The 18881-nt window shown below is 64.3% G+C and carries 17 protein-coding genes; 3 read left to right on the plus strand and 14 right to left on the minus strand.

What is annotated here, in order from left to right:
* Nucleotides 1–5: 5 nt before the first annotated feature.
* The 13 genes from lpdA to sdhC form a co-directional block, all read right to left on the minus strand.
* Nucleotides 6–1406, minus strand: a complete 1401-nt coding sequence (lpdA, locus tag VB672_RS05445) for a dihydrolipoyl dehydrogenase (RefSeq protein WP_329783162.1) — start codon at nucleotides 1404–1406, stop codon at nucleotides 6–8.
* A gap of 117 nt (nucleotides 1407–1523) precedes the next feature.
* Nucleotides 1524–2768: a 2-oxoglutarate dehydrogenase complex dihydrolipoyllysine-residue succinyltransferase gene (gene odhB / locus VB672_RS05450; RefSeq protein ID WP_329783163.1), complete on the minus strand. Its 1245-nt coding sequence runs from the start codon at nucleotides 2766–2768 to the stop codon at nucleotides 1524–1526.
* Nucleotides 2769–2834: 66 nt separating this feature from the next.
* Nucleotides 2835–5795: a 2-oxoglutarate dehydrogenase E1 component gene (locus VB672_RS05455; protein ID WP_329783164.1), complete on the minus strand. Its 2961-nt coding sequence runs from the start codon at nucleotides 5793–5795 to the stop codon at nucleotides 2835–2837.
* A 58-nt stretch (nucleotides 5796–5853) separates the two neighbouring features.
* A complete protein-coding gene (gene sucD, locus VB672_RS05460) occupies nucleotides 5854–6741 on the minus strand; it encodes a succinate--CoA ligase subunit alpha (RefSeq protein ID WP_329783165.1) in 888 nt (295 codons plus the stop codon).
* 12 nt (nucleotides 6742–6753) lie between these two features.
* Nucleotides 6754–7953, minus strand: coding sequence for an ADP-forming succinate--CoA ligase subunit beta (sucC, locus tag VB672_RS05465; RefSeq protein ID WP_329783166.1), 1200 nt, complete (start codon nucleotides 7951–7953; stop codon nucleotides 6754–6756).
* 111 nt (nucleotides 7954–8064) lie between these two features.
* Nucleotides 8065–9027 (minus strand): malate dehydrogenase, encoded by a 963-nt coding sequence (mdh, locus tag VB672_RS05470; protein WP_329783167.1) that lies wholly within the window; start codon nucleotides 9025–9027, stop codon nucleotides 8065–8067.
* A gap of 224 nt (nucleotides 9028–9251) precedes the next feature.
* Nucleotides 9252–9881, minus strand: a complete 630-nt coding sequence (locus tag VB672_RS05475) for a TetR/AcrR family transcriptional regulator (protein WP_329783168.1) — start codon at nucleotides 9879–9881, stop codon at nucleotides 9252–9254.
* Nucleotides 9878–11071: a cell division protein ZapE gene (zapE, locus tag VB672_RS05480; protein WP_329783169.1), complete on the minus strand. Its 1194-nt coding sequence runs from the start codon at nucleotides 11069–11071 to the stop codon at nucleotides 9878–9880. Before zapE ends, VB672_RS05475 begins: the two co-directional genes overlap by 4 nt.
* A gap of 81 nt (nucleotides 11072–11152) precedes the next feature.
* A complete protein-coding gene (locus VB672_RS05485) occupies nucleotides 11153–11737 on the minus strand; it encodes an AprI/Inh family metalloprotease inhibitor (protein WP_329783170.1) in 585 nt (194 codons plus the stop codon).
* Between the two features lie 167 nt (nucleotides 11738–11904).
* Entirely contained in the window at nucleotides 11905–12687 is a 783-nt protein-coding gene (locus VB672_RS05490) for a succinate dehydrogenase iron-sulfur subunit (RefSeq protein ID WP_329783171.1), read from the minus strand.
* Between the two features lie 15 nt (nucleotides 12688–12702).
* The gene (gene sdhA / locus VB672_RS05495) at nucleotides 12703–14526 is read right to left on the minus strand and encodes a succinate dehydrogenase flavoprotein subunit (protein WP_329783172.1); all 1824 of its coding nucleotides are present in this window, start codon (nucleotides 14524–14526) and stop codon (nucleotides 12703–12705) included.
* An 11-nt stretch (nucleotides 14527–14537) separates the two neighbouring features.
* Nucleotides 14538–14957, minus strand: a complete 420-nt coding sequence (gene sdhD / locus VB672_RS05500) for a succinate dehydrogenase, hydrophobic membrane anchor protein (protein WP_329783173.1) — start codon at nucleotides 14955–14957, stop codon at nucleotides 14538–14540.
* A gap of 12 nt (nucleotides 14958–14969) precedes the next feature.
* Nucleotides 14970–15365 (minus strand): succinate dehydrogenase, cytochrome b556 subunit, encoded by a 396-nt coding sequence (gene sdhC / locus VB672_RS05505; protein WP_329783174.1) that lies wholly within the window; start codon nucleotides 15363–15365, stop codon nucleotides 14970–14972.
* 200 nt (nucleotides 15366–15565) lie between these two features.
* On the opposite strand from sdhC, the gene VB672_RS05510 reads away from it, so the two are divergent.
* The 3 genes from VB672_RS05510 (at nucleotide 15566) to VB672_RS05520 (ending at nucleotide 18334) form a co-directional block, all read left to right on the plus strand.
* Entirely contained in the window at nucleotides 15566–16459 is an 894-nt protein-coding gene (locus VB672_RS05510; RefSeq protein ID WP_329783175.1) for a LysR substrate-binding domain-containing protein, read from the plus strand.
* A gap of 186 nt (nucleotides 16460–16645) precedes the next feature.
* Nucleotides 16646–17488: a hypothetical protein gene (locus VB672_RS05515; protein ID WP_329783176.1), complete on the plus strand. Its 843-nt coding sequence runs from the start codon at nucleotides 16646–16648 to the stop codon at nucleotides 17486–17488.
* 207 nt (nucleotides 17489–17695) lie between these two features.
* Nucleotides 17696–18334, plus strand: coding sequence for a hypothetical protein (locus tag VB672_RS05520; protein WP_442931931.1), 639 nt, complete (start codon nucleotides 17696–17698; stop codon nucleotides 18332–18334).
* Between the two features lie 176 nt (nucleotides 18335–18510).
* On the opposite strand, the gene VB672_RS05525 is transcribed toward VB672_RS05520, so the two are convergent.
* On the minus strand, nucleotides 18511–18810 hold the full coding sequence (locus VB672_RS05525; RefSeq protein ID WP_329783177.1) for a TM2 domain-containing protein: 300 nt from the start codon (nucleotides 18808–18810) through the stop codon (nucleotides 18511–18513).
* Between the last annotated feature and the right edge of the window lie 71 nt (nucleotides 18811–18881).

An 18881-nucleotide genomic window follows, 5' to 3' on the forward strand; every position in this document is an offset into this window, starting at 1 on the left:
CGATCTTACATGTGGATCGCGCGCTTTTCGACGGCGAGCGCTGCTTCCTTCACAGCTTCCGCAAGCGTCGGATGCGCATGGCAGGTGCGGGCCATGTCCTCGGAGGATCCTCCGAACTCCATGGTGATCGCCGCCTCGTGGATGAGGTTGCCGGCTTCCGGGCCGATGATGTGGACGCCCAGCACCTTGTCGGTCGTCGCATCGGCCAGGATCTTCACGAAGCCGTCCGTGGTACGGTTGACCTTGGCGCGGCCGTTGGCCGTGAAGGGGAACTTACCTGCGTTATAGGCAACGCCCGCGGCCTTCAGCTCCTCCTCGGTCTTGCCGATGGAGGCGACCTCGGGGAACGTATAGACCACGCTCGGGATCACGTCGTAGTTCACGTGTCCCGCCTTGCCGGCGATGATCTCGGCCACGGCAACGCCCTCGTCCTCGGCCTTGTGGGCGAGCATGGGGCCGGCGATCACGTCGCCGATGGCGTAAATGCCCGTGACGTTGGTGGAGAAATGCGCGTCGGTCTGGATGCGGCCGCGATTGTCGAGCTGGACGCCCACATGATCGAGTCCCAGACCCTGCGTGTAGGGCACGCGGCCGACCGCCACGAGCACCACGTCGGCTTCAAGGGTTTCAGCTGCACCGCCGGCGGCGGGCTCGACCGTCAGCTTCGCGCCGTTGCCGGTCTTCTCGACACCGGTCACTTTGGAGCCGAGCTTGAACGCAAAACCCTGCTTGGTGAGGATGCGCTGGAAGTTCTTGGCGACCTCGCCGTCCATGCCGGGCAGGATGCGGTCGAGATATTCCACCACCGTCACCTCGGAGCCGAGGCGGCGCCACACGGAGCCGAGCTCGAGGCCGATCACGCCGGCGCCGATGACCACGAGGCGCTTCGGCACGGTCTCAAGGTCCAGAGCGCCGGTGGAGGAGACCACCACCTTCTCGTCGATCTCGATGCCCGGCAGGCGCGTCACGTCCGAACCCGTGGCGATGACGATGTTCTTCGTCTCGAGCATCTGGTTCGAGCCGTCCTCGGCCGTCACCTCGACCTGACCGACGGCGGCGATGCGGGCGGTGCCGATGAAGGCGTCGATCTTGTTCTTCTTCAGCAGGAACTCGACACCCTTGGTGTTGCCGTCGACCCCTTCCTGCTTGAAGGCCTGCATGGTCTTGAGGTCGAGGGTCGGTGCGGAAACGCCGATGCCGAGGCCGGCGAAATGATCGCGCGCGTCTTCGAACATGTGCGAGGCATGCAGCAGGGCCTTCGAGGGGATGCAGCCGATGTTCAGGCAGGTGCCGCCGTGGGTCTTGCGCTTTTCGACGACGGCGGTCTTCAGGCCGAGCTGCGCGGCCCGGATGGCGGCCACATAGCCGCCGGGGCCGGTGCCGATGACAATAACATCGTAGGACATTGGATTCGCCCCCTTGGACGTCATGGCCGGGCTTGTCCCGGCCATCCACGTCTGGGATGGCCACCCGGCGTCAAAATCGTGGATGCCCGGCACGAGGCCGGGCATGACGGTGAGTTCTTAAAGATCGAGCACGAGGCGCGCCGGATCCTCCAGCGCGTCCTTGACCCGTACGAGGAAGGTCACGGCCTCCTTGCCGTCGACGATGCGGTGATCGTAGGAGAGCGCGAGATACATCATCGGGCGCACGACGACCTGGCCGTTGCGGACGACCGGACGGTCCTCGATGCGGTGCATGCCCAGGATGCCCGATTGCGGCGCGTTGAGGATCGGCGTCGACATGAGCGAGCCGTAGATGCCGCCGTTGGTGATGGTGAAGGTGCCGCCCTGCATCTCGTCGATGGAGAGCTTGCCGTCTCGGGCGCGCTTGCCGAAATCGGCGATCTTCTTCTCGATGCCGGCGACCGAGAGGTCGTCCGCATCGCGCACCACGGGCACCACGAGGCCCTTCTCGGTGCCGACCGCGATGCCGATGTGGTAGTAGTTCTTGTAGACGAGGTCCTGCCCGTCGATCTCGGCATTGACGGCCGGAACGTCCTTGAGCGCCTGGATCACCGCCTTGGTGAAGAAGCCCATGAAGCCGAGCTTGGTGCCGTGCTTCTTCTCGAACACGTCCTTGTACTGGCTGCGCAGGTTCATCACCGCGCTCATGTCCACGTCGTTGAACGTGGTGAGCATGGCGGCGGTGTTCTGAGCGTCCTTCAGGCGGCGCGCGATGGTCTGGCGCAGCTTGGTCATCTTGACGCGCTCTTCGCGCTCGGCATCGACCGGCGCGGAGGGGGCGCGGACCTGGACGGGCGCGGCAGGCGCAGGAGCGGCAGCAGCGCCGCCGGTAGCGATGGCGGCGAGCATGTCGCCCTTGGTCACGCGGCCGTCCTTGCCGGTGCCAGGAATGCCCGCCGGGCTCACGCCGCTCTCGGCCGCGAGACGGGCGACCGCCGGGCCGTGATCCTTGGCGGCGGCGGGAGCGGCCGCTGCAGGCGCCGCGGCCACGGGAGCCGGGGCCGGCGCAGCCTTGGGAGCTTCCGCCTTCGGCGCCGCCGCAGGAGCCGCAGCGGCAGCACCGCCACCCTCGACGATGGAGCCGAGCACCGCACCGGGGCTCACCGTCTCGCCGTCCTTGGCGACGATGTCGCCGAGCGTGCCGCTCGCGGGAGCGTTGACCTCGAGGGTGACCTTGTCGGTCTCGAGCTCGAGCACGGGCTCGTCGGCCTTCACGGGATCGCCGGGCTTCTTGAACCAGCGGCCGATGGTGGCCTCTGACACGGATTCGCCAAGGGTGGGTACGCGGATTTCGGTTGCCATGGTCGTCTTCGGGTCTTGCGGAGCTCGGACGAGCCCCTCGGAATCGGGTGAGAGCCGTCGCGGGTCTTACGCCGCGAAAGCCTCGTCGAGGAAGGCCTGCAATTGGGCCGTATGCTTGGACATGAGGCCGGTGGCCGTGGCGGCGGAGGCGGGGCGTCCCACGTAGCGCGGGCGGTCCACCTTGGAGCCGGCGGTCTTGAGCACCCACTCGAGATAGGGCTCGACGAAGGTCCAGGAGCCCATGTTCTTGGGCTCTTCCTGGCACCACACCACGTCGGCCTTCTTGAAGCGGGCGAGCTCGGCCGCCAGCGACTTCGCCGGGAAGGGATAGAGCTGCTCGACGCGCAGCAGGTAGACGTCGTCGATGCCCCGCTTCTCGCGCTCCTCGAGCAGGTCGTAATAGACCTTGCCCGTGCAGATCACCACGCGCCGGATCTTGTCGTCCTTCACCAGCTTGATGCCGTCGCGCCCGGCTTGGGCATCGTCCTGCAGAACACGATGGAAGTAGGTTCCCTCGGCAATGTCGGCGAGGCTCGAGGTGCAGCGCTTGTGGCGCAGCAGGCTCTTGGGCGTCATCAGGATCAGCGGCTTGCGGAAATCGCGCTTCAGCTGACGGCGCAGGATGTGGAAGTAGTTCGACGGAGTCGAGCAGTAACCCACCTGCATGTTGTCCTCGGCCGACATCTGCAGCCAGCGCTCGAGGCGAGCGGAGGAGTGCTCCGGTCCCTGGCCCTCATAACCGTGCGGCAGGAGGCAGACGAGGCCCGACATGCGCAGCCACTTGCGCTCGCCGGACGACACGAACTGGTCGAACACCACCTGGGCGCCGTTGGCGAAGTCGCCGAACTGCGCTTCCCAAAGGGTCAGGGCGTTGGGCTCGGACAGGGTGTAGCCGTATTCGAAGCCCAGCACCGCCTCTTCCGACAGCATGGAGTTGATGACCTCATAGCGGGCCTGGCTGTCCGAGATGTGGTTAAGAGGCGTGTAGCGCTCCTCGTTCTCCTGATCGGTCAGAACCGAGTGGCGCTGCGAGAAGGTGCCGCGCTCCACGTCCTGGCCGGACAGGCGCACCCGATGCCCTTCGAGCAGGAGCGAGCCGAAGGCGAGCGCCTCGGCCATGGCCCAGTCGAAGCCCTCGCCGGTTTCCAGCATCTTCTTGCGGTTGTCGAGGAAGCGCTGGATCGTGCGATGGAGGTGGAAGCCCTCCGGGATCGTGGTCAGCGCCTTGCCGATCTGCTGCAGGGTCTCGGCCGACACGCCGGTCTGCCCGCGGCGCGGATCGTCCTGATCCTCGCGCACCGCCTTGAGGCCCGACCAGCGTCCGTCGAGCCAGTCGGCCTTGTTGGGCTTGTAGCTGGTGGCGATGTCGAACTCGGCGTCGAGCTTCGAGCGCCAGCTCGACTTCATCTCCTCGACCTCGGCCTCGGTGACGATGCCTTCGGCCATGAGCTTCTTGGAATAGAGCTCGACGATTGCCGGATGCGACCGGATCTTGCGGTACATGAGCGGCTGGGTGAAGGCCGGCTCGTCGCCCTCGTTGTGGCCGAAGCGGCGGTAGCAGAACATGTCGATGACGACGGGCTTCTGGAAGCGCTGGCGGTATTCGGTCGCCACCTTCGCGGCGAAGACCACGGCCTCCGGATCATCGCCGTTCACGTGGAAGATCGGCGCCTCGACCATCTTCGCCACGTCCGATGGATAGGGCGAGGAGCGCGAGAAGCGCGGATCGGTGGTGAAGCCGATCTGGTTGTTGATGATGAACGAGATCCAGCCGCCGGTGCGGTGACCGCGCAGGCCCGACAGCCCGAAGCATTCCGCGACAACGCCCTGGCCGGCGAAGGCCGCATCGCCGTGGATGAGGAGCGGCATGACGGCGGTGCGGTTGTCGGGCGTGCAGCCGTGCTGGTCCTGCTTGGCGCGAACCTTGCCGAGCACCACGGGATTGACGATTTCCAGGTGCGACGGGTTGGCGGTCAGCGACAGGTGGACGTTGTTGCCGTCGAAGTTGCGGTCCGATGACGCGCCGAGGTGGTACTTCACGTCGCCCGATCCTTCCACGTCGTCAGGCGCGAAGGAACCGCCCTTGAATTCGTGGAACAGGGCACGGTGCGACTTGCCCATCACCTGGGTCAGCACATTGAGGCGGCCGCGATGGGCCATGCCCAGCACGATCTCCTTCACGCCGAGATTGCCGCCGCGCTTGATGATCTGCTCGAGCGCCGGGATCAGCGACTCGCCGCCGTCGAGGCCGAAGCGCTTGGTGCCGGTGTAGCGGACATCCAGGAACTTCTCGAAGCCTTCCGCCTCGACGAGCTTGTTGAGGATGGCGCGCTTGCCTTCCTTGGTGAAGGTGATCTCCTTGTCCGGACCCTCGATGCGCTCCTGGATCCAGGCCTTTTCGACCGGGTCGGAGATGTGCATGAACTCGACGCCGAGCGTCTGGCAATAGGTGCGCTCGAGGATCGCGACGATCTCGCGGATCGTGCCGAACTCGAGCCCGAGCACGTTGTCGAGGAAGATCTTGCGGTCCCAGTCGGCATCCGTGAAGCCGTAATGGGAGGGATGCAGCTCCTGGTCGTTCGGCCGGGGATTGATCTCCAGCGGATCGAGCTTGGCATGCAGGTGGCCGCGCACCCGATAGGCGCGGATCAGCATGATGGCGCGCACGGAATCGCGGGTCGCCTGCTGCACGTCGATCTGGCTGATCTCGGCGCCCTTGGCTTCGGCCTTGGCCTTGATCTTGTCGCCGACCGCCTTCTCGACCTGGGCCCAGTTGCCGTCGAGCGCCGAGACGAGCTCGCCATTGGCGTGGATCGGCCAGTTCGGCTTCTCCCAGGACGGACCGTTGGCCGCCTTCTCGACAGCCTGCTTGTCGTCCCTGAGGGCGCCGAAGAACGCCTGCCATTCGGCATCGACCGAGGACGGGTCCTTCTCGTAGCGGGCCTGGAGCTCCTCGATGTAGGACGCGTTCGCCCCGTAGAGGAAAGCGGTGTTCAGGAAGTTCTGATTGGCGTCTTGGCGTGCCATGGCAATCTACAATCCAAAAAGCTGGTTGGCCGCCCCGACATCGGGGCGGCCTGACGTGTTACTGACCCTTGAGAACCTCGACCAGGGTCTTGCCGAGGCGGGCCGGCGACGGCGACACACGGATGCCCGCGGCCTCCATGGCGGCGATCTTGTCCTCGGCGCCGCCCTTGCCGCCGGAGATGATCGCACCGGCATGGCCCATGCGGCGTCCGGGAGGAGCCGTGCGGCCCGCGATGAAGCCGACCATCGGCTTCTTGCGGCCCTTCTTGGCCTCGCGGGCGATGAACTCGGCCGCCTCTTCCTCGGCCGAGCCGCCGATCTCGCCGATCATGACGATCGACTCGGTCTTCGGGTCGGAGAGGAACATGTCGAACATCTCGATGAACTCGGTGCCCTTCACCGGGTCGCCGCCGATGCCCACCGCGGTGGTCTGGCCGAGGCCCTCGTTGGTGGTCTGGAACACGGCCTCGTAGGTGAGCGTGCCGGAGCGCGACACGATGCCGACCGAGCCGGGCTTGAAGATGTTGGCCGGCATGATGCCGATCTTCGACTCGCCCGCCGTCACGATGCCGGGGCAGTTCGGGCCGATGAGGCGCGACTTGGAGCCCTCGAGGGCGCGCTTCACGCGCACCATGTCGAGCACCGGAATGCCTTCCGTGATGCAGACGATGAGCGGGATCTCGGCCTGGATCGCCTCGCAGATGGCGTCAGCCGCGCCCGGCGGCGGAACGTACACGACCGAGGCGTCGGCGCCGGTCTTCTCGCGCGCTTCCATGACCGTGTCGAACACGGGCAGGTTCAGGTGCGTGGAGCCGCCTTTGCCCGGCGAGGTGCCGCCGACCATCTTGGTCCCGTAGGCGATGGCCTGCTCGGAATGGAAGGTCCCGTTCTTGCCGGTGAAGCCCTGGCAGATGACCTTGGTGTTCTTGTCGATGAGGATGGACATCAGCTCGAAACCTTACTTTCCGCCGCGCACGGCGTTCACGATCTTCTGGGCGGCGTCGTCGAGGTCGTCCGCCGGGATCACGTTGAGGCCGGATTCGCGGATGATCTGCTTGCCCTCTTCCACGTTGGTGCCCTCGAGGCGCACCACCAGCGGAACCTGCAGGCCGACGGTCTTCACCGCGGCGATCACGCCGCGGGCGATGACGTCGCACTTCATGATGCCGCCGAAGATGTTGACAAGGATGCCCTGCACGTTCGGATCGGCCGTGATGATCTTGAACGCCGCCGTCACCTTCTCCTCGGACGCGCCGCCGCCCACATCGAGGAAGTTCGCCGGCTCCTCGCCGTAGAGCTTGATGATGTCGAGCGTCGCCATGGCAAGGCCGGCGCCGTTGACCATGCACCCGATGGTGCCGTCGAGCGCGATATAGGCGAGGTCGAACTTGGAGGCCTCGATTTCCTTCTCGTCCTCTTCCGTGAGGTCGCGCAGCTCCATCACCTCGGGGTGGCGGTAGAGGGCATTGCCGTCGAAGGAGATCTTGGCATCCAGGCACTTGAGGTGCTGGTCCTTGGTGACGATGAGCGGATTGATCTCCAGCATCTCCATGTCCTTCGCGATGAAGGCCTTGTAGAGCTTCGCGACCACGTCTTCCGCTTCCTTGGCGAGCGCGCCCCTGAGGCCCAGCGCCTTGGCGACCGCACGGCCGTGATGGGGCATGATGCCGGTGGCCGGATCGACCGAGAAGGTGACGATCTTCTCGGGGGTGTCGTGGGCGACCTGCTCGATGTCCATGCCGCCCTCCGTCGAGACCACGAAGGCCACGCGGCCTGTCTCGCGGTCGACCAGCATCGAGAGGTAGAACTCGGTCTCGATGTCGGATCCGTCCTCGATATAGAGGCGGTTGACCTGCTTGCCGGCTTCGCCCGTCTGGATCGTGACCAGGGTGTTGCCAAGCATCTGCTGGGCGAATTGCTTCACCTCGTCGATGGACTTGGCGAGACGCACGCCGCCCTTCTCGCCGGCGGCGGCTTCCTTGAACTTGCCCTTGCCGCGGCCGCCCGCATGGATCTGGGACTTCACGACCCAGAGCGGACCACCGAGTTCCTTGGCGGCCGCTTCCGCCTCGTCGGCCGAGAAGATCGCCTTGCCGCGGGAGACAGGCAGGCCGAACTCCTTCAGGACTGCTTTGCCTTGGTATTCATGAATGTTCATCTGTTTTCCTCTTCGTCATGCTCAGGCCTCGGCCCGGGCATCCACGCCTTGAGCGGCGTGGCGAGTGAAGACGTGGATGGCCGGCACGAAGCCGGCCATGACGCGAATGGGTTAGGCGAGAGCCGAGTTGATCTGCTTGCAGGCGTCGACAAGGCCCTGCACCGAGGCGACGGACTTCTCGAACATGGCCTTCTCGTCGGCGGAGAACTCGACCTCGACGATGCGCTCGACGCCGTTCTCGCCGATCACGATCGGCACACCCACGAACATGTCCTTCACGCCGTACTGGCCGTTGAGGTAGGCCGCGCAGGGCAGGACACGCTTCTTGTCCTTGAGGTAGCTCTCGGCCATGGCGATCGCCGAAGCAGCCGGAGCGTAGAAGGCCGAGCCGGTCTTGAGCAGGTTGACGATCTCGCCGCCGCCTTTCCGGGTGCGCTCGACCATGGCGTCGAGCTTCTCCTGGCTCGTCCAACCCATCTTCACTAGGTCGGGCAGCGGAATGCCCGCCACCGTGGAGTAGCGAACGAGCGGCACCATGTCGTCGCCGTGGCCGCCGAGCACGAAGGCGGTCACGTCCTCGACCGACACGTTGAACTCTTCGGCCAGGAAGTGACGGAAGCGGGCCGAGTCCAGCACGCCGGCCATGCCGACGATCTTCTCAGGGCGCAGGCCCGAGAACTTCTGGAGCGCCCACACCATGGCGTCGAGCGGGTTGGTGATGCAGATGACGAAGGCGTTCGGGGCATATTGCTTGATGCCGTTGCCGACCGCTTCCATGACCTTGAGGTTGATGCCGATGAGATCGTCGCGGCTCATGCCGGGCTTGCGCGGCACGCCGGCGGTGACGATGATCACGTCGGCGCCTTCGATAGCCGCGTAGTCGTTGGCGCCTTTGTACTTGGCGTCGAACCCATCGACCGGGGCGGATTCCGCGATATCGAGACCTTTGCCCTGGGGAATGCCTTCCGCGATGTCGAAGAGAACGACGTCGCCGAGTTCCTTCAAGCCGACGAGATGAGCGAGGGTTCCGCCGATCTGGCCTGCACCGATGAGCGCGATCTTTTTCCGGGCCATGGTCTGTCCTTGGGTTTTTGGCACGAGCCTTTTTGAGGTGGCGCTGTTTGCCATGAGAGATGGGCCGCCATCAAGCGACCAAAAGGTTAACAGGCAAGGCTTTGAGCCTTGGAAAAAGTCCCGGCAAGCTTAACATTTCGAAAACACTTCGCTTTTACAGTGACTTGACTGTATCGAAGTCGCCCGAATTTTTGTGTTACATTTTTTGAAATTTGTAACTGACGTTACACGCTACCGTTCGCCAGGGCTCTCAGAACCACCCGGATCATGGTGGCGAGCCGCTGATCGAGGATGTCCTGCGGCACCTCTGCATCAAGCCGGACGGTCAGCGGATTGATGAAGCGATAGACGGAATCCGTGATGAAGGCATGGGCCTTTTCCCGATCCCGGGGGTCGAACTTGGCCGTCGTGATGCCCTCGTCCAGGACCCGGTCGATCAGCAGGCGCATCCGGGCCCGGTGCTTGCGGATGAGGGGGCGTGCCGTCTCGGTCGCCGTGCAATAGACGTCGAAGAGATGCCGGTCCTCCTTCAGGAGGTCCCGATGGATCCGCGCCCAGGCCTGGATCAGGCGTTCCAGCTTGTCGTCGGCGGGATCGGGGGAGTCGGCGATGTCCGCGATGGTGGCCTCCATCCGCCGCAGCCATTGCCCGGCCACCGCATCGATGAGGGCCGCCTTGCTGGCAAAGTAGCGGTAGACATTGGCATGGGTCATGCCCGCGGCATCGGCAATGCCCACCACGGTGACATGCCGGGGCCCGAATTCCTTGAGCTGGGCGGCCGCAATGGCGAGAAGCCGGGTGTCGGCCGGCGTGGCCTCCGTCACCCGCAGCGACGCGCCGGACGGCCTCTTCATGTCTCGGCGAGCCCGGTGGTGCTGCCGGAGGCCTCCGAATCCGAACGGCCATGCGGCAGGGACAGGTATTCCTCGGAGCGCATCTCGATCAGGCGGGACACGGTCCGGTCGAACTCGGAGGCCTCGCGGCCGGACTCCGCGTGGTAGAGCTCATGCACTTCGGCTTCGGCCGAGGCCAGGAGCTTCACATGGGCGTCGTAGAGAGCATCGATGAGCAGGATGAAGCGCTTGGCCTCGTTGCGGCGCTCGATGGTCATCCTCGGGATGCCTTCGAGGATGACCGTATGGAAATCTTCGGCCACCGCGAGATAGTCGGCGGCGCCGAGGGGCTTGGAGCAGAGATCCTCGAAGGAGAAGCGCGCCACCCCGCCGGCGGCCTGCGGCACCTCGACCGGATGCCCCTTGACGGTCAGGGTCAGGGGCTTGCCCTGTTCGCGCCCGGTCAGGCTCCTGAAGGCGCGGGTGAGCGCCGCATGGGTGCCCTCGTCGGCCGGGGTATAGAACACCGGACTGCCGGCGAGCTTCTCGAGCCGGAAATCCGTGCGGGATTCGAGCTTCACCACCGCCATGCGCTCCTGCAGCAAACCGATGAAGGGCAGAAAGAGCGAGCGGTTAAGGCCGCCCTCGTAGAGCCGGTCCGGCTCCACGTTGGAGGTCGCCACCACCACGACGCCCCGGGCGAAGAGCGCCGTGAACAGGCGCCCGAGGATCATGGCATCGGCGATATCCGTGACGGTGAACTCGTCGAAGCAGAGCACCCAAGCCTCGCTGGCGAGCGCCTCCGCCACCGGGCCGATGGGATCGTCGCCCGTGACCTGGCCGCTTTTGAGCTTCTGCCGGTACGCGTGGATGCGCTCGTGCACGTCGGCCATGAAGGCGTGGAAATGGACCCGGCGCTTGCGCCGCACCGGCAGCGCCTCGAAGAACAGGTCCATGAGCATGGTCTTGCCGCGCCCGACCGAACCCCAGACATAGAGACCCTTCGGCGGTTCGCTGCTCTTCTTGCCGAAGAGCCAGCCGAGAGCGCTGGGCTTGCGGGCGAGGCGGTGATTGGCGAGGTTTCCGGCGAGCGCCTCAAGCCGTTTGAGCAGCGCCACCTGCGCCGGATCGCGCTCGATGGCACCCGACGTGACCAGGGCGTTGTAGCGGGCCGTGATGGATTGAGGCGAGGAGAAGGAGGTGTCGTTCACGGGTTGACCGATATCCTTCCCCGCCCGGGAGCGCAAACGTCTTCAGGTCGATTTTTGCCGGAAATGGGCCGGTTTCCGGGCTCAGCGCGTAAGGGACAGAGGGGCCCCGGACTTGGCGAGCACACCGCTGAGCGACGAGGACGAGCCGCGCAGGCGCGCCGCCACCGAGCCGCCGGTTTGGTAGAGATAGACCTCGCCGTCACGGTAGTCCCAGGCATTGACCTTGGACAGGTCCTGGTTCGAGCAGCCGGACGCCGATGCCCGGTAGAGATCGAGGGCGGGCGAGCTCGAAAGCTGGACCCGGCACGAGCCGCCGGAGGTCTGAACGCTCCAGTTGCCGACCATGGCGGTGCGGCTGGACGGGGCCGGGGCGGGAGCGGGCGCAGGTGACCCGAGGGTCGGCGGCGGAGGTGCCGGCGGCAGGCCCGCGATGTCGGTGCCGCCGGCCGGGGGAGCAGTCATCTCGGGTGCCATGGGCGCGCCGGCGAGCGGCGGCAGCGGCGCCGCCTCGACCGGCCCGGACGGCACGGCTTCGACCGGAGGAGCCTCGGTAATCGGCGCCGCAGCACCGCGGGCCGGCGGTCCGCCGAGGCGGGTCGAGGAGCACGCGCCGAGCGCCAGGGCGGAGCAGAGTACGGCGGTCGTCAGCCACAGAGGCTTCGTCATCTTGGTCCTCGCATGCATGGCCGTCCATTCGGACGGGTTATGGCAGCCCAGGGTATAGAGAGGAATATGAACCCAGGCCGACATGGTTCCGGCTTCGACATATGGGATCGGCAGAGACAAAAAAAGGCGCCCGGGGCGCCTTTTCGTGAAGTTGTTGCAAGGAAGCGTCACACGACCCGCGCGATCATCATCTTCTTGACCTCGGCGATGGCCTTGGCCGGGTTGAGGCCCTTGGGGCAGGTGTTCGCGCAGTTCATGATCGTGTGGCAGCGGTAGAGCCGGAACGGATCGTGCAGGTTGTCGAGGCGCTCGCCGGTGTTCTCGTCACGGCTGTCGATCAGCCAGCGATAGGCCTGGAGCAGGGCTGCCGGCCCCAGGAACCGGTCGCCGTTCCACCAATAGCTCGGGCAGGAGGTGGTGCAGCAGGCGCAGAGAATGCACTCGTAGAGGCCGTCGAGCTTGGAGCGCTCCTCCGGGGTCTGACGCCACTCCGTCTCCGGCTCTGCCGTCACCGTCTGGAGCCAGGGCTCGATGGAGGCGTGCTGGGCGAAGAAGCTCGTCAGGTCGGGCACCAGATCCTTGAGCACCGGCATGTGCGGCAGCGGATAGATCTTGATGGAATCCGACGCGCAATCGTCGATGCCGAGCGTGCAGGCGAGCGTGTTGCCGCCCATGATGTTCATGGCGCAGGAGCCGCAGATGCCCTCGCGGCAGGAGCGGCGGAAGACCAGCGTCGAATCGACGTTGTTCTTGATCCACAACAGCGCGTCGAGAACCATCGGGCCGCAATCGTCCCGGTCGACGTAATAGGTGTCGATGCGCGGGTTCTGCCCGTCGTCCGGGTTCCAGCGGTAGATGCGGAATTCCTGGACGTTCGAGGCGCCGGCCGGCTTCGGCCAAGTCTTGCCTTCGGTGTACCGGGAGTTCTTGGGAAGAGTGAACTGAGCCATCGTTTTTCGTCTTCCTTAGTACACGCGAGCCTTGGGCTCGATGTACTGGATGTCGTTCGACATGGTGTAGGTGTGCACCGGGCGGTAATCGAGGGTCACCTTGTGCGAGGTGTCGTCAAGCCAGGCCAGGGTGTGCTTCATCCAGTTCTTGTCGTCGCGCTCGGAGAAGTCCTCGCGGGCATGGGCGCCGCGGGATTCCTCGCGGTTCGCCGCGCCCTCCATGGTGACGACCGCCTGGCCGATCAGGTTGTCGAACTCCAGGGTCTCGAGGAGGTCCGTGTTCCAGATCAGGGAGCGGTCCGTGACCTTGATGTCGGCGGCCGCGTTCCACACGTCGTGGATGAGCTTGCGGCCTTCTTCCAGAACCTCGCCGGTGCGGAACACCGCGCAGTTGTTCTGCATCGTCTTCTGCATCTGGAGGCGCAGCTCCGCCGTCGAGGTCGAGCCATTGGCGTGGCGGAACTTGTCGAGGCGCGAGAGCGCGAGCTCGTCGGCGTTCTTGGGCAGGTCCGCGTGGCGGGCGTTCGGCTCCAGGATCTCGGCGCAGCGCAGGCCCGCCGCGCGGCCGAACACCACGAGGTCGATGAGCGAGTTCGAGCCGAGGCGGTTCGCCCCGTGCACGGACACGCAGGCCGCTTCGCCGAGCGCCATCAGGCCGGGCACCACCGTGTCCGGGTTGCCGTTCTTCAGGGTCAGCACCTCGCCGTGATAGTTCGTCGGGATGCCACCCATGTTGTAGTGGACGGTCGGCAGGACCGGGATCGGCTCCTTGGTCACGTCGACGCCGGCGAAGATCTTCGCGCTCTCCGAGATGCCGGGCAGCCGCTCGTGCAAGATCTTCGGATCGAGATGGTCGAGGTGGAGATAGATGTGGTCCTTGTTCTTGCCGACGCCGCGGCCGGCGCGGATCTCCATGGTCATGGCGCGCGAGACCACGTCACGGGAGGCCAGGTCCTTGGCGGACGGCGCGTAGCGCTCCATGAAGCGCTCGCCTTCCGAGTTGGTGAGATATCCGCCCTCGCCGCGCGCGCCCTCGGTGATGAGGCAGCCGGAGCCGTAGATGCCGGTCGGGTGAAACTGCACGAACTCCATGTCCTGCAGCGGCAGGCCGGCGCGGAGCACCATGGCGTTGCCGTCGCCCGTGCAGGTATGGGCCGAAGTGGCCGAGAAATAGGCGCGTCCGTAGCCGCCCGTGGCCAGGATCGTCATGTGGGCGCGGAAGCGGTGGATCTCGCCGGTGGACTGGTTCAGGGCCACGACGCCGATGCAGCGGCCGTCGGAATCCATCATCAGGTCGAGGGCGAAATACTCGATGAAGAAGTTGGTCTGGTTACGCACCGCCTGGCCGTAGAGCGTGTGCAGGATCGCGTGGCCCGTGCGGTCGGCGGCCGCGCAGGTGCGCTGCGCCGTGCCCTTGCCGAAATCCGTCGTCATGCCGCCGAAGGGACGCTGATAGATCTTGCCCTCGGCCGTGCGGGAGAAAGGAACGCCCCAGTGCTCCAGCTCGTAGACGGCGGCGGGCGCGTTGCGCACGAGATACTCGATGGCATCCTGGTCGCCGAGCCAGTCGGAGCCCTTCACAGTGTCGTACATGTGCCAGCGCCAATCGTCTGGCCCCATGTTGCCGAGCGAGGCAGAAATGCCGCCCTGCGCCGCCACCGTGTGCGAGCGGGTCGGGAACACCTTGGTGATGCAGGCGGTGCGCAGGCCGGCCTGCGAGCAGCCGACGGTGGCGCGAAGACCCGCGCCGCCCGCGCCGACGATCACCACATCGAAGGTATGGTCGATGATATTGTAGGCCTTGCCGTTAACGGCGGCGCCGTTCGTTGCTTGAGCCATGTGTGAATTCCTTAAGCGAGGATGCGGCCGAGGCTGACCTTGAGGATGGCGTAGAGGCAGGCCACCCCGACGATCACGGCATAGAAGTTGTTCGCCATGACGGCGGCGATCTTCTGGCCTTTGTCGTGGACGTAGTCCTCGATGACGATCTGCATGCCGAGCCGCATGTGGTTCGTGACTGAGATCACCGCGAGGATCAGGATGATCGCGACCAGCGGATGCGAGATGACCGCAATTGCCTCCTGGTAGGACGGGGAGGCCGCGAGCGACGCGACGATGATCACGAAGGCGATGATGAGGGGGATGTTTGACGCCGCCGTCATGCGGTGGATCCACCAATGCTCGACCCCGTGCCCGGAGGCGCCGAGGCCCTTCACACGGGCGAGCGGGGTGCGCATGGAAACGCGGGTGTCAGCCCTGTTGTCGGCCATGAGTCCTACTCCTTAGAACACGAGGAAGGCGACGACCCAGATCGCCAGGGTCAGGGTGATTGAGCCGACGAGGGTGAAGCGGGCCATGTTGATGCGCTGCGCCGGCTCCATGCCATGGCCGAAATCCCACACCAGGTGGCGCACGCCGCCGAGCATGTGGTGCATCAGGATCCAGGTGTAGGCGAACAGGATCAGGTACCCGAGGGGCGAGCCGAAGAACCACTGCACGGCGTCGAAAGCCGAGGGCCCGGAGGCCAGGGCCACGAGCCAGATGGCGAAGAGCGCGATGCCCCCATAGAGCGCGATGCCCGTGAGACGGTGGGCGACGGACATCGCCATCGTCCAGCTCCACTTGTAGACCTGAAGATGCGGGGACAAGGGCCGCGGGGCCACTTTCGCCTCAGCCATGGTGTTCACTCCTGATCGGCGACGTCGGCCGCCCGTAGTTTGGAATGGTTCGTAATGGAAGCGCGGCAACACCGCAATGCACCTTCTGCCGAACGCGCGGCAGGAGACACACTTCGTCAGCCGCGAAGTTTGCACCAGGCTCGCTTATCGCACAATTTTTAATTATTCTTATCTCCCTTCGCGAATGACGAAGGATAGCGATGCAATTCGATCTGACCGATCTGAGCCTCTTCCGGCATGTGGTCGAGGCGGGCAGCATTACCCACGGGGCCGAACGGGCCCATCTGGCGCTGGCGGCGGCAAGCACCCGCATCCGCAACATGGAAAAGTCCCTTGGCGCTCCCCTCCTCCTACGAACCCGGGCCGGGGTGACCCCGACGCCTGCCGGCCGGACCCTGCTCCAGCATGCCCGCGCCCTCCTCGCGCAGGCCGAGCGCCTGCGGGAGGATCTGGGCTCCTATACGGGCGGACTGACCGGCCAGATCCGGATCCTCTCCAACACCAACGCCCTCACGGAGTTCCTGCCCGAGGCCCTCGGCGCCTTCCTGGCCGAGCATCCGCAGGTGTCCATCGACTTGGAGGAGCGCCTGAGCGACGAGATCGTGGGCCTGATCGCCGAGGGCGTCGGCGATCTCGGGATCGTGGCTGGCACCGTCGATACCGGGCGGCTCGAAACCTACCCGTTCCGCAGCGACCGCTTCGTGCTCGTGGTGCCGAAGGGCCACGCCCTCGCCTCCCGGGCCAGCATCCCGTTCGCCGAGGTGCTGGAGCATGACTTCGTCGGCCTGGACCGGGCGAGCGCCCTCCAGCGCTTCCTCGCCGGCAAGGCCACGCGCATCGGCAAGCCCATCCGCCTGCGGGTGCAGCTGCGCAGCTTCGATGCGGTCTGCCGCATGGTGGAGGCCGGCGTGGGCCTCGGCATCGTGCCCGAGACCACCGCCCGCCGCGCCGCCCGCACCACGGCCATCATCCCGGTCGAACTGGAGGATGCTTGGGCGGCCCGCGACCTGACGCTGTGTATCCGCTCCCTAAAGGACCTGCCGCCTTCGGCACGGCAATTGGTGGAGCATTTGCGACAACAAAAAGGGAGCTGATAAAAGAGATTTACCATTACCTGGCGATGAATAGCATATCTAAAACAGCAATATTTATCGGTAACACATTTATGATATTTTTATCTTCTATAGAATTACTTGAATGCATTTAAGGCATATTGCCTGACAAGAATCACAAATTTATAAGCAGCTGATCTAAATCGTTGCTTTGTGATGGTGTACAAGATGGCTCAGATGTCTATTGAAAAGCTCTCGCTCTCACGGACCTTGAGCCTGTCGCGAGTAATAGCAACTTGCTTCCTGTTCTTGAGCGGGTGTCAGGCCGAGAGTGAGATATTAACAGATGAGCAACTCGTGCTTCTTTTTGGCGAAAGAACTATGTTCACCGACGAATCTGATCTTCAGATCTCAAATAAGACTGTCGAATGCGTTCGGCTGATATCCGGCTTGGATGAAGAGATTTACAAGGATGCCCCCGCAGACATGCTGGGACGTATCAAAACAGAATGTCGGATGGATTTGGATGCAAAGATTAAGCACACGAAACTTGGTAACGCAAAACTGACTTTGAATGACATTGGGAACAAAGCCATTGCAGAACGCCTCACAGCTTTGAAGCAACGAATCGATGCTGACCTGAAGGCAAAGGCCGAGGACGCAAGAAAGAAAGAGCTATCTGATAGAACCGCAAAGATTCGGGACAGTCTTGCCAGAGTTGAGAAGGAAGCGACACGGTTTGCGGGCTCGTTAGAGACTCAGTTCCGCGACATCGACAGGCTCTGCGACGATTGGAAAAAGCTGAAAGACCAGATCGTCAAGGCAGATAAGAATTCAAAGTATCGCTGGCGGTTCACCCCCACTACATGCGGACAAACCTTTCGTGAAAACCTTCAGCGTCAGATGGTGGCCACAGTTCAACGCCTGGCGGAAGCCAAAGCTAAAGAGCCCAGCGAAGTGTCGGAGTTCATTATCCCGAGTCTTCACTATATTAATAGTTTCAATGAGGTCATCTCATCGCTCGCAGAAGAGGTAAAAACTATGCAAGCAATGACTGCAAAGGTTAATTGAACAAACTTTCAGCGCATTCTCAATGAACCTGACCGCTCGCGCAATCGCGAGCGCGCCCCTCTCCCGCCCGCCTTCAAAACGACGTGAGGATGGAATGATGATCCTCACCGGATCGTCTGTAGAGCCGTCCGTCCCGAACAAGGACGGTGCGACACCATCAAGGAGGAAGCAATGCGTGGAATGGACCGCCTCTCGCTTATCGCCGCCATGAGCGTTTTGACCTTCGCGCCCCTGAGCCCTGCTCAGGCCCAGAGCGCTCAGGAGACCACGTTCTTCGTGACCAGCGTCGGCTCCGGCAAGGGCGCGGATCTCGGCGGGCTCGAAGGGGCGGACCGGCATTGCCAGACCCTTGCCGAAGCCGCCGGCATTCGCGGCAAGATGTGGCGGGCTTATCTGTCGACACAGGCGACGGGCGGCGCCACGGCCGTCAATGCCCGGGACCGGATCGGCCGCGGGCCGTGGCAGAACGCCAAGGGCGTCGTGATCGCCAAGGACGTGGCGGACCTGCACGGCGCCAACAACAATCTCACCAAGCAGACGGCGCTGACCGAGAAGGGCGAGATGGTGAAGGGACGCGGCGACCAGCCGAACCAGCACGACATCCTCACCGGATCTCAAGCAGACGGCACCGCCTTCGCGGGCAGCCAGGACATGACCTGCGGCAACTGGACGAAGAGCGGCACGGACGGCGCGGCCATGACGGGGCATCACGACCGCATGGGGCTCGACGACTCACCGCCCGCCAAGTCCTGGAACTCCTCGCACGCCTCCCGCGGCGGCTGCAGCCAGGACGCCCTGCGCGGCACCGGCGGCGCCGGGCTGTTCTACTGCTTCGCGGCAAACTGATCAGGCCGAAGCGCATCTTCCCTCCCCCTTGTGGGGAGGGCCAGGGTGAGGGTGTTGGCGCCTCACCTTCATAGGCACTCGCTCACACCCCCACCTCCAACTCCTCCCCACAAGGGGGAGGAGGGTTTGAGCTGTGATCAGCCCACCTTGGAGCGCCAGGTCGAGGAGCGTTAGCCCTATGCCGGGATCAGACCTGACTGAGCACTGAGCTGGTAAGCAAGGCGCTGCCTGATGTCTTGCTGCTTGCTACGCACCATCCCAGGAATCAGGAAAGCATCGATGAGAAGCCAGAGAAATCCAATCAGGATAAAATAGGAGAGTATCTGAAGGATCGCCGTGCCGGGACGCCCAAGATAAAAACGGTGTGCCGAAAATATCCCGAGAAAGAACCAGAAGAGATAGGCTACTACAACACTCGGCCCCTCATTCGTGACCCGCGTTTCAATGAGAAGATGTTGCTCTGTTGTCAGTGTCATTGTTGCCCCCACTTTCTTTCTGACTGCCAGAAGCTGTGGTTGCAGTCGAGGCTTTCGCTTTGCACAGTTGT

The sequence above is a fragment of the Microvirga sp. CF3016 genome (assembly GCF_036314085.1).
Lineage (GTDB): Bacteria > Pseudomonadota > Alphaproteobacteria > Rhizobiales > Beijerinckiaceae > Microvirga.

What these genes read in the sequence shown, in the direction of transcription:
- lpdA (WP_329783162.1), bottom strand. Translation starts at nt 1,406, where the DNA reads ATGTCCTACGATGTTATTGTCATCGGCACCGGCCCCGGCGGCTATGTG.
- odhB (WP_329783163.1), bottom strand. Translation starts at nt 2,768, where the DNA reads ATGGCAACCGAAATCCGCGTACCCACCCTTGGCGAATCCGTGTCAGAG.
- VB672_RS05455 (WP_329783164.1), bottom strand. Translation starts at nt 5,795, where the DNA reads ATGGCACGCCAAGACGCCAATCAGAACTTCCTGAACACCGCTTTCCTC.
- sucD (WP_329783165.1), bottom strand. Translation starts at nt 6,741, where the DNA reads ATGTCCATCCTCATCGACAAGAACACCAAGGTCATCTGCCAGGGCTTC.
- sucC (WP_329783166.1), bottom strand. Translation starts at nt 7,953, where the DNA reads ATGAACATTCATGAATACCAAGGCAAAGCAGTCCTGAAGGAGTTCGGC.
- mdh (WP_329783167.1), bottom strand. Translation starts at nt 9,027, where the DNA reads ATGGCCCGGAAAAAGATCGCGCTCATCGGTGCAGGCCAGATCGGCGGA.
- VB672_RS05475 (WP_329783168.1), bottom strand. Translation starts at nt 9,881, where the DNA reads ATGAAGAGGCCGTCCGGCGCGTCGCTGCGGGTGACGGAGGCCACGCCG.
- VB672_RS05485 (WP_329783170.1), bottom strand. Translation starts at nt 11,737, where the DNA reads ATGACGAAGCCTCTGTGGCTGACGACCGCCGTACTCTGCTCCGCCCTG.
- VB672_RS05490 (WP_329783171.1), bottom strand. Translation starts at nt 12,687, where the DNA reads ATGGCTCAGTTCACTCTTCCCAAGAACTCCCGGTACACCGAAGGCAAG.
- sdhA (WP_329783172.1), bottom strand. Translation starts at nt 14,526, where the DNA reads ATGGCTCAAGCAACGAACGGCGCCGCCGTTAACGGCAAGGCCTACAAT.
- sdhD (WP_329783173.1), bottom strand. Translation starts at nt 14,957, where the DNA reads ATGGCCGACAACAGGGCTGACACCCGCGTTTCCATGCGCACCCCGCTC.
- sdhC (WP_329783174.1), bottom strand. Translation starts at nt 15,365, where the DNA reads ATGGCTGAGGCGAAAGTGGCCCCGCGGCCCTTGTCCCCGCATCTTCAG.
- VB672_RS05510 (WP_329783175.1), top strand. Translation starts at nt 15,566, where the DNA reads ATGCAATTCGATCTGACCGATCTGAGCCTCTTCCGGCATGTGGTCGAG.
- VB672_RS05515 (WP_329783176.1), top strand. Translation starts at nt 16,646, where the DNA reads ATGGCTCAGATGTCTATTGAAAAGCTCTCGCTCTCACGGACCTTGAGC.
- VB672_RS05520 (WP_442931931.1), top strand. Translation starts at nt 17,696, where the DNA reads ATGAGCGTTTTGACCTTCGCGCCCCTGAGCCCTGCTCAGGCCCAGAGC.
- VB672_RS05525 (WP_329783177.1), bottom strand. Translation starts at nt 18,810, where the DNA reads ATGACACTGACAACAGAGCAACATCTTCTCATTGAAACGCGGGTCACG.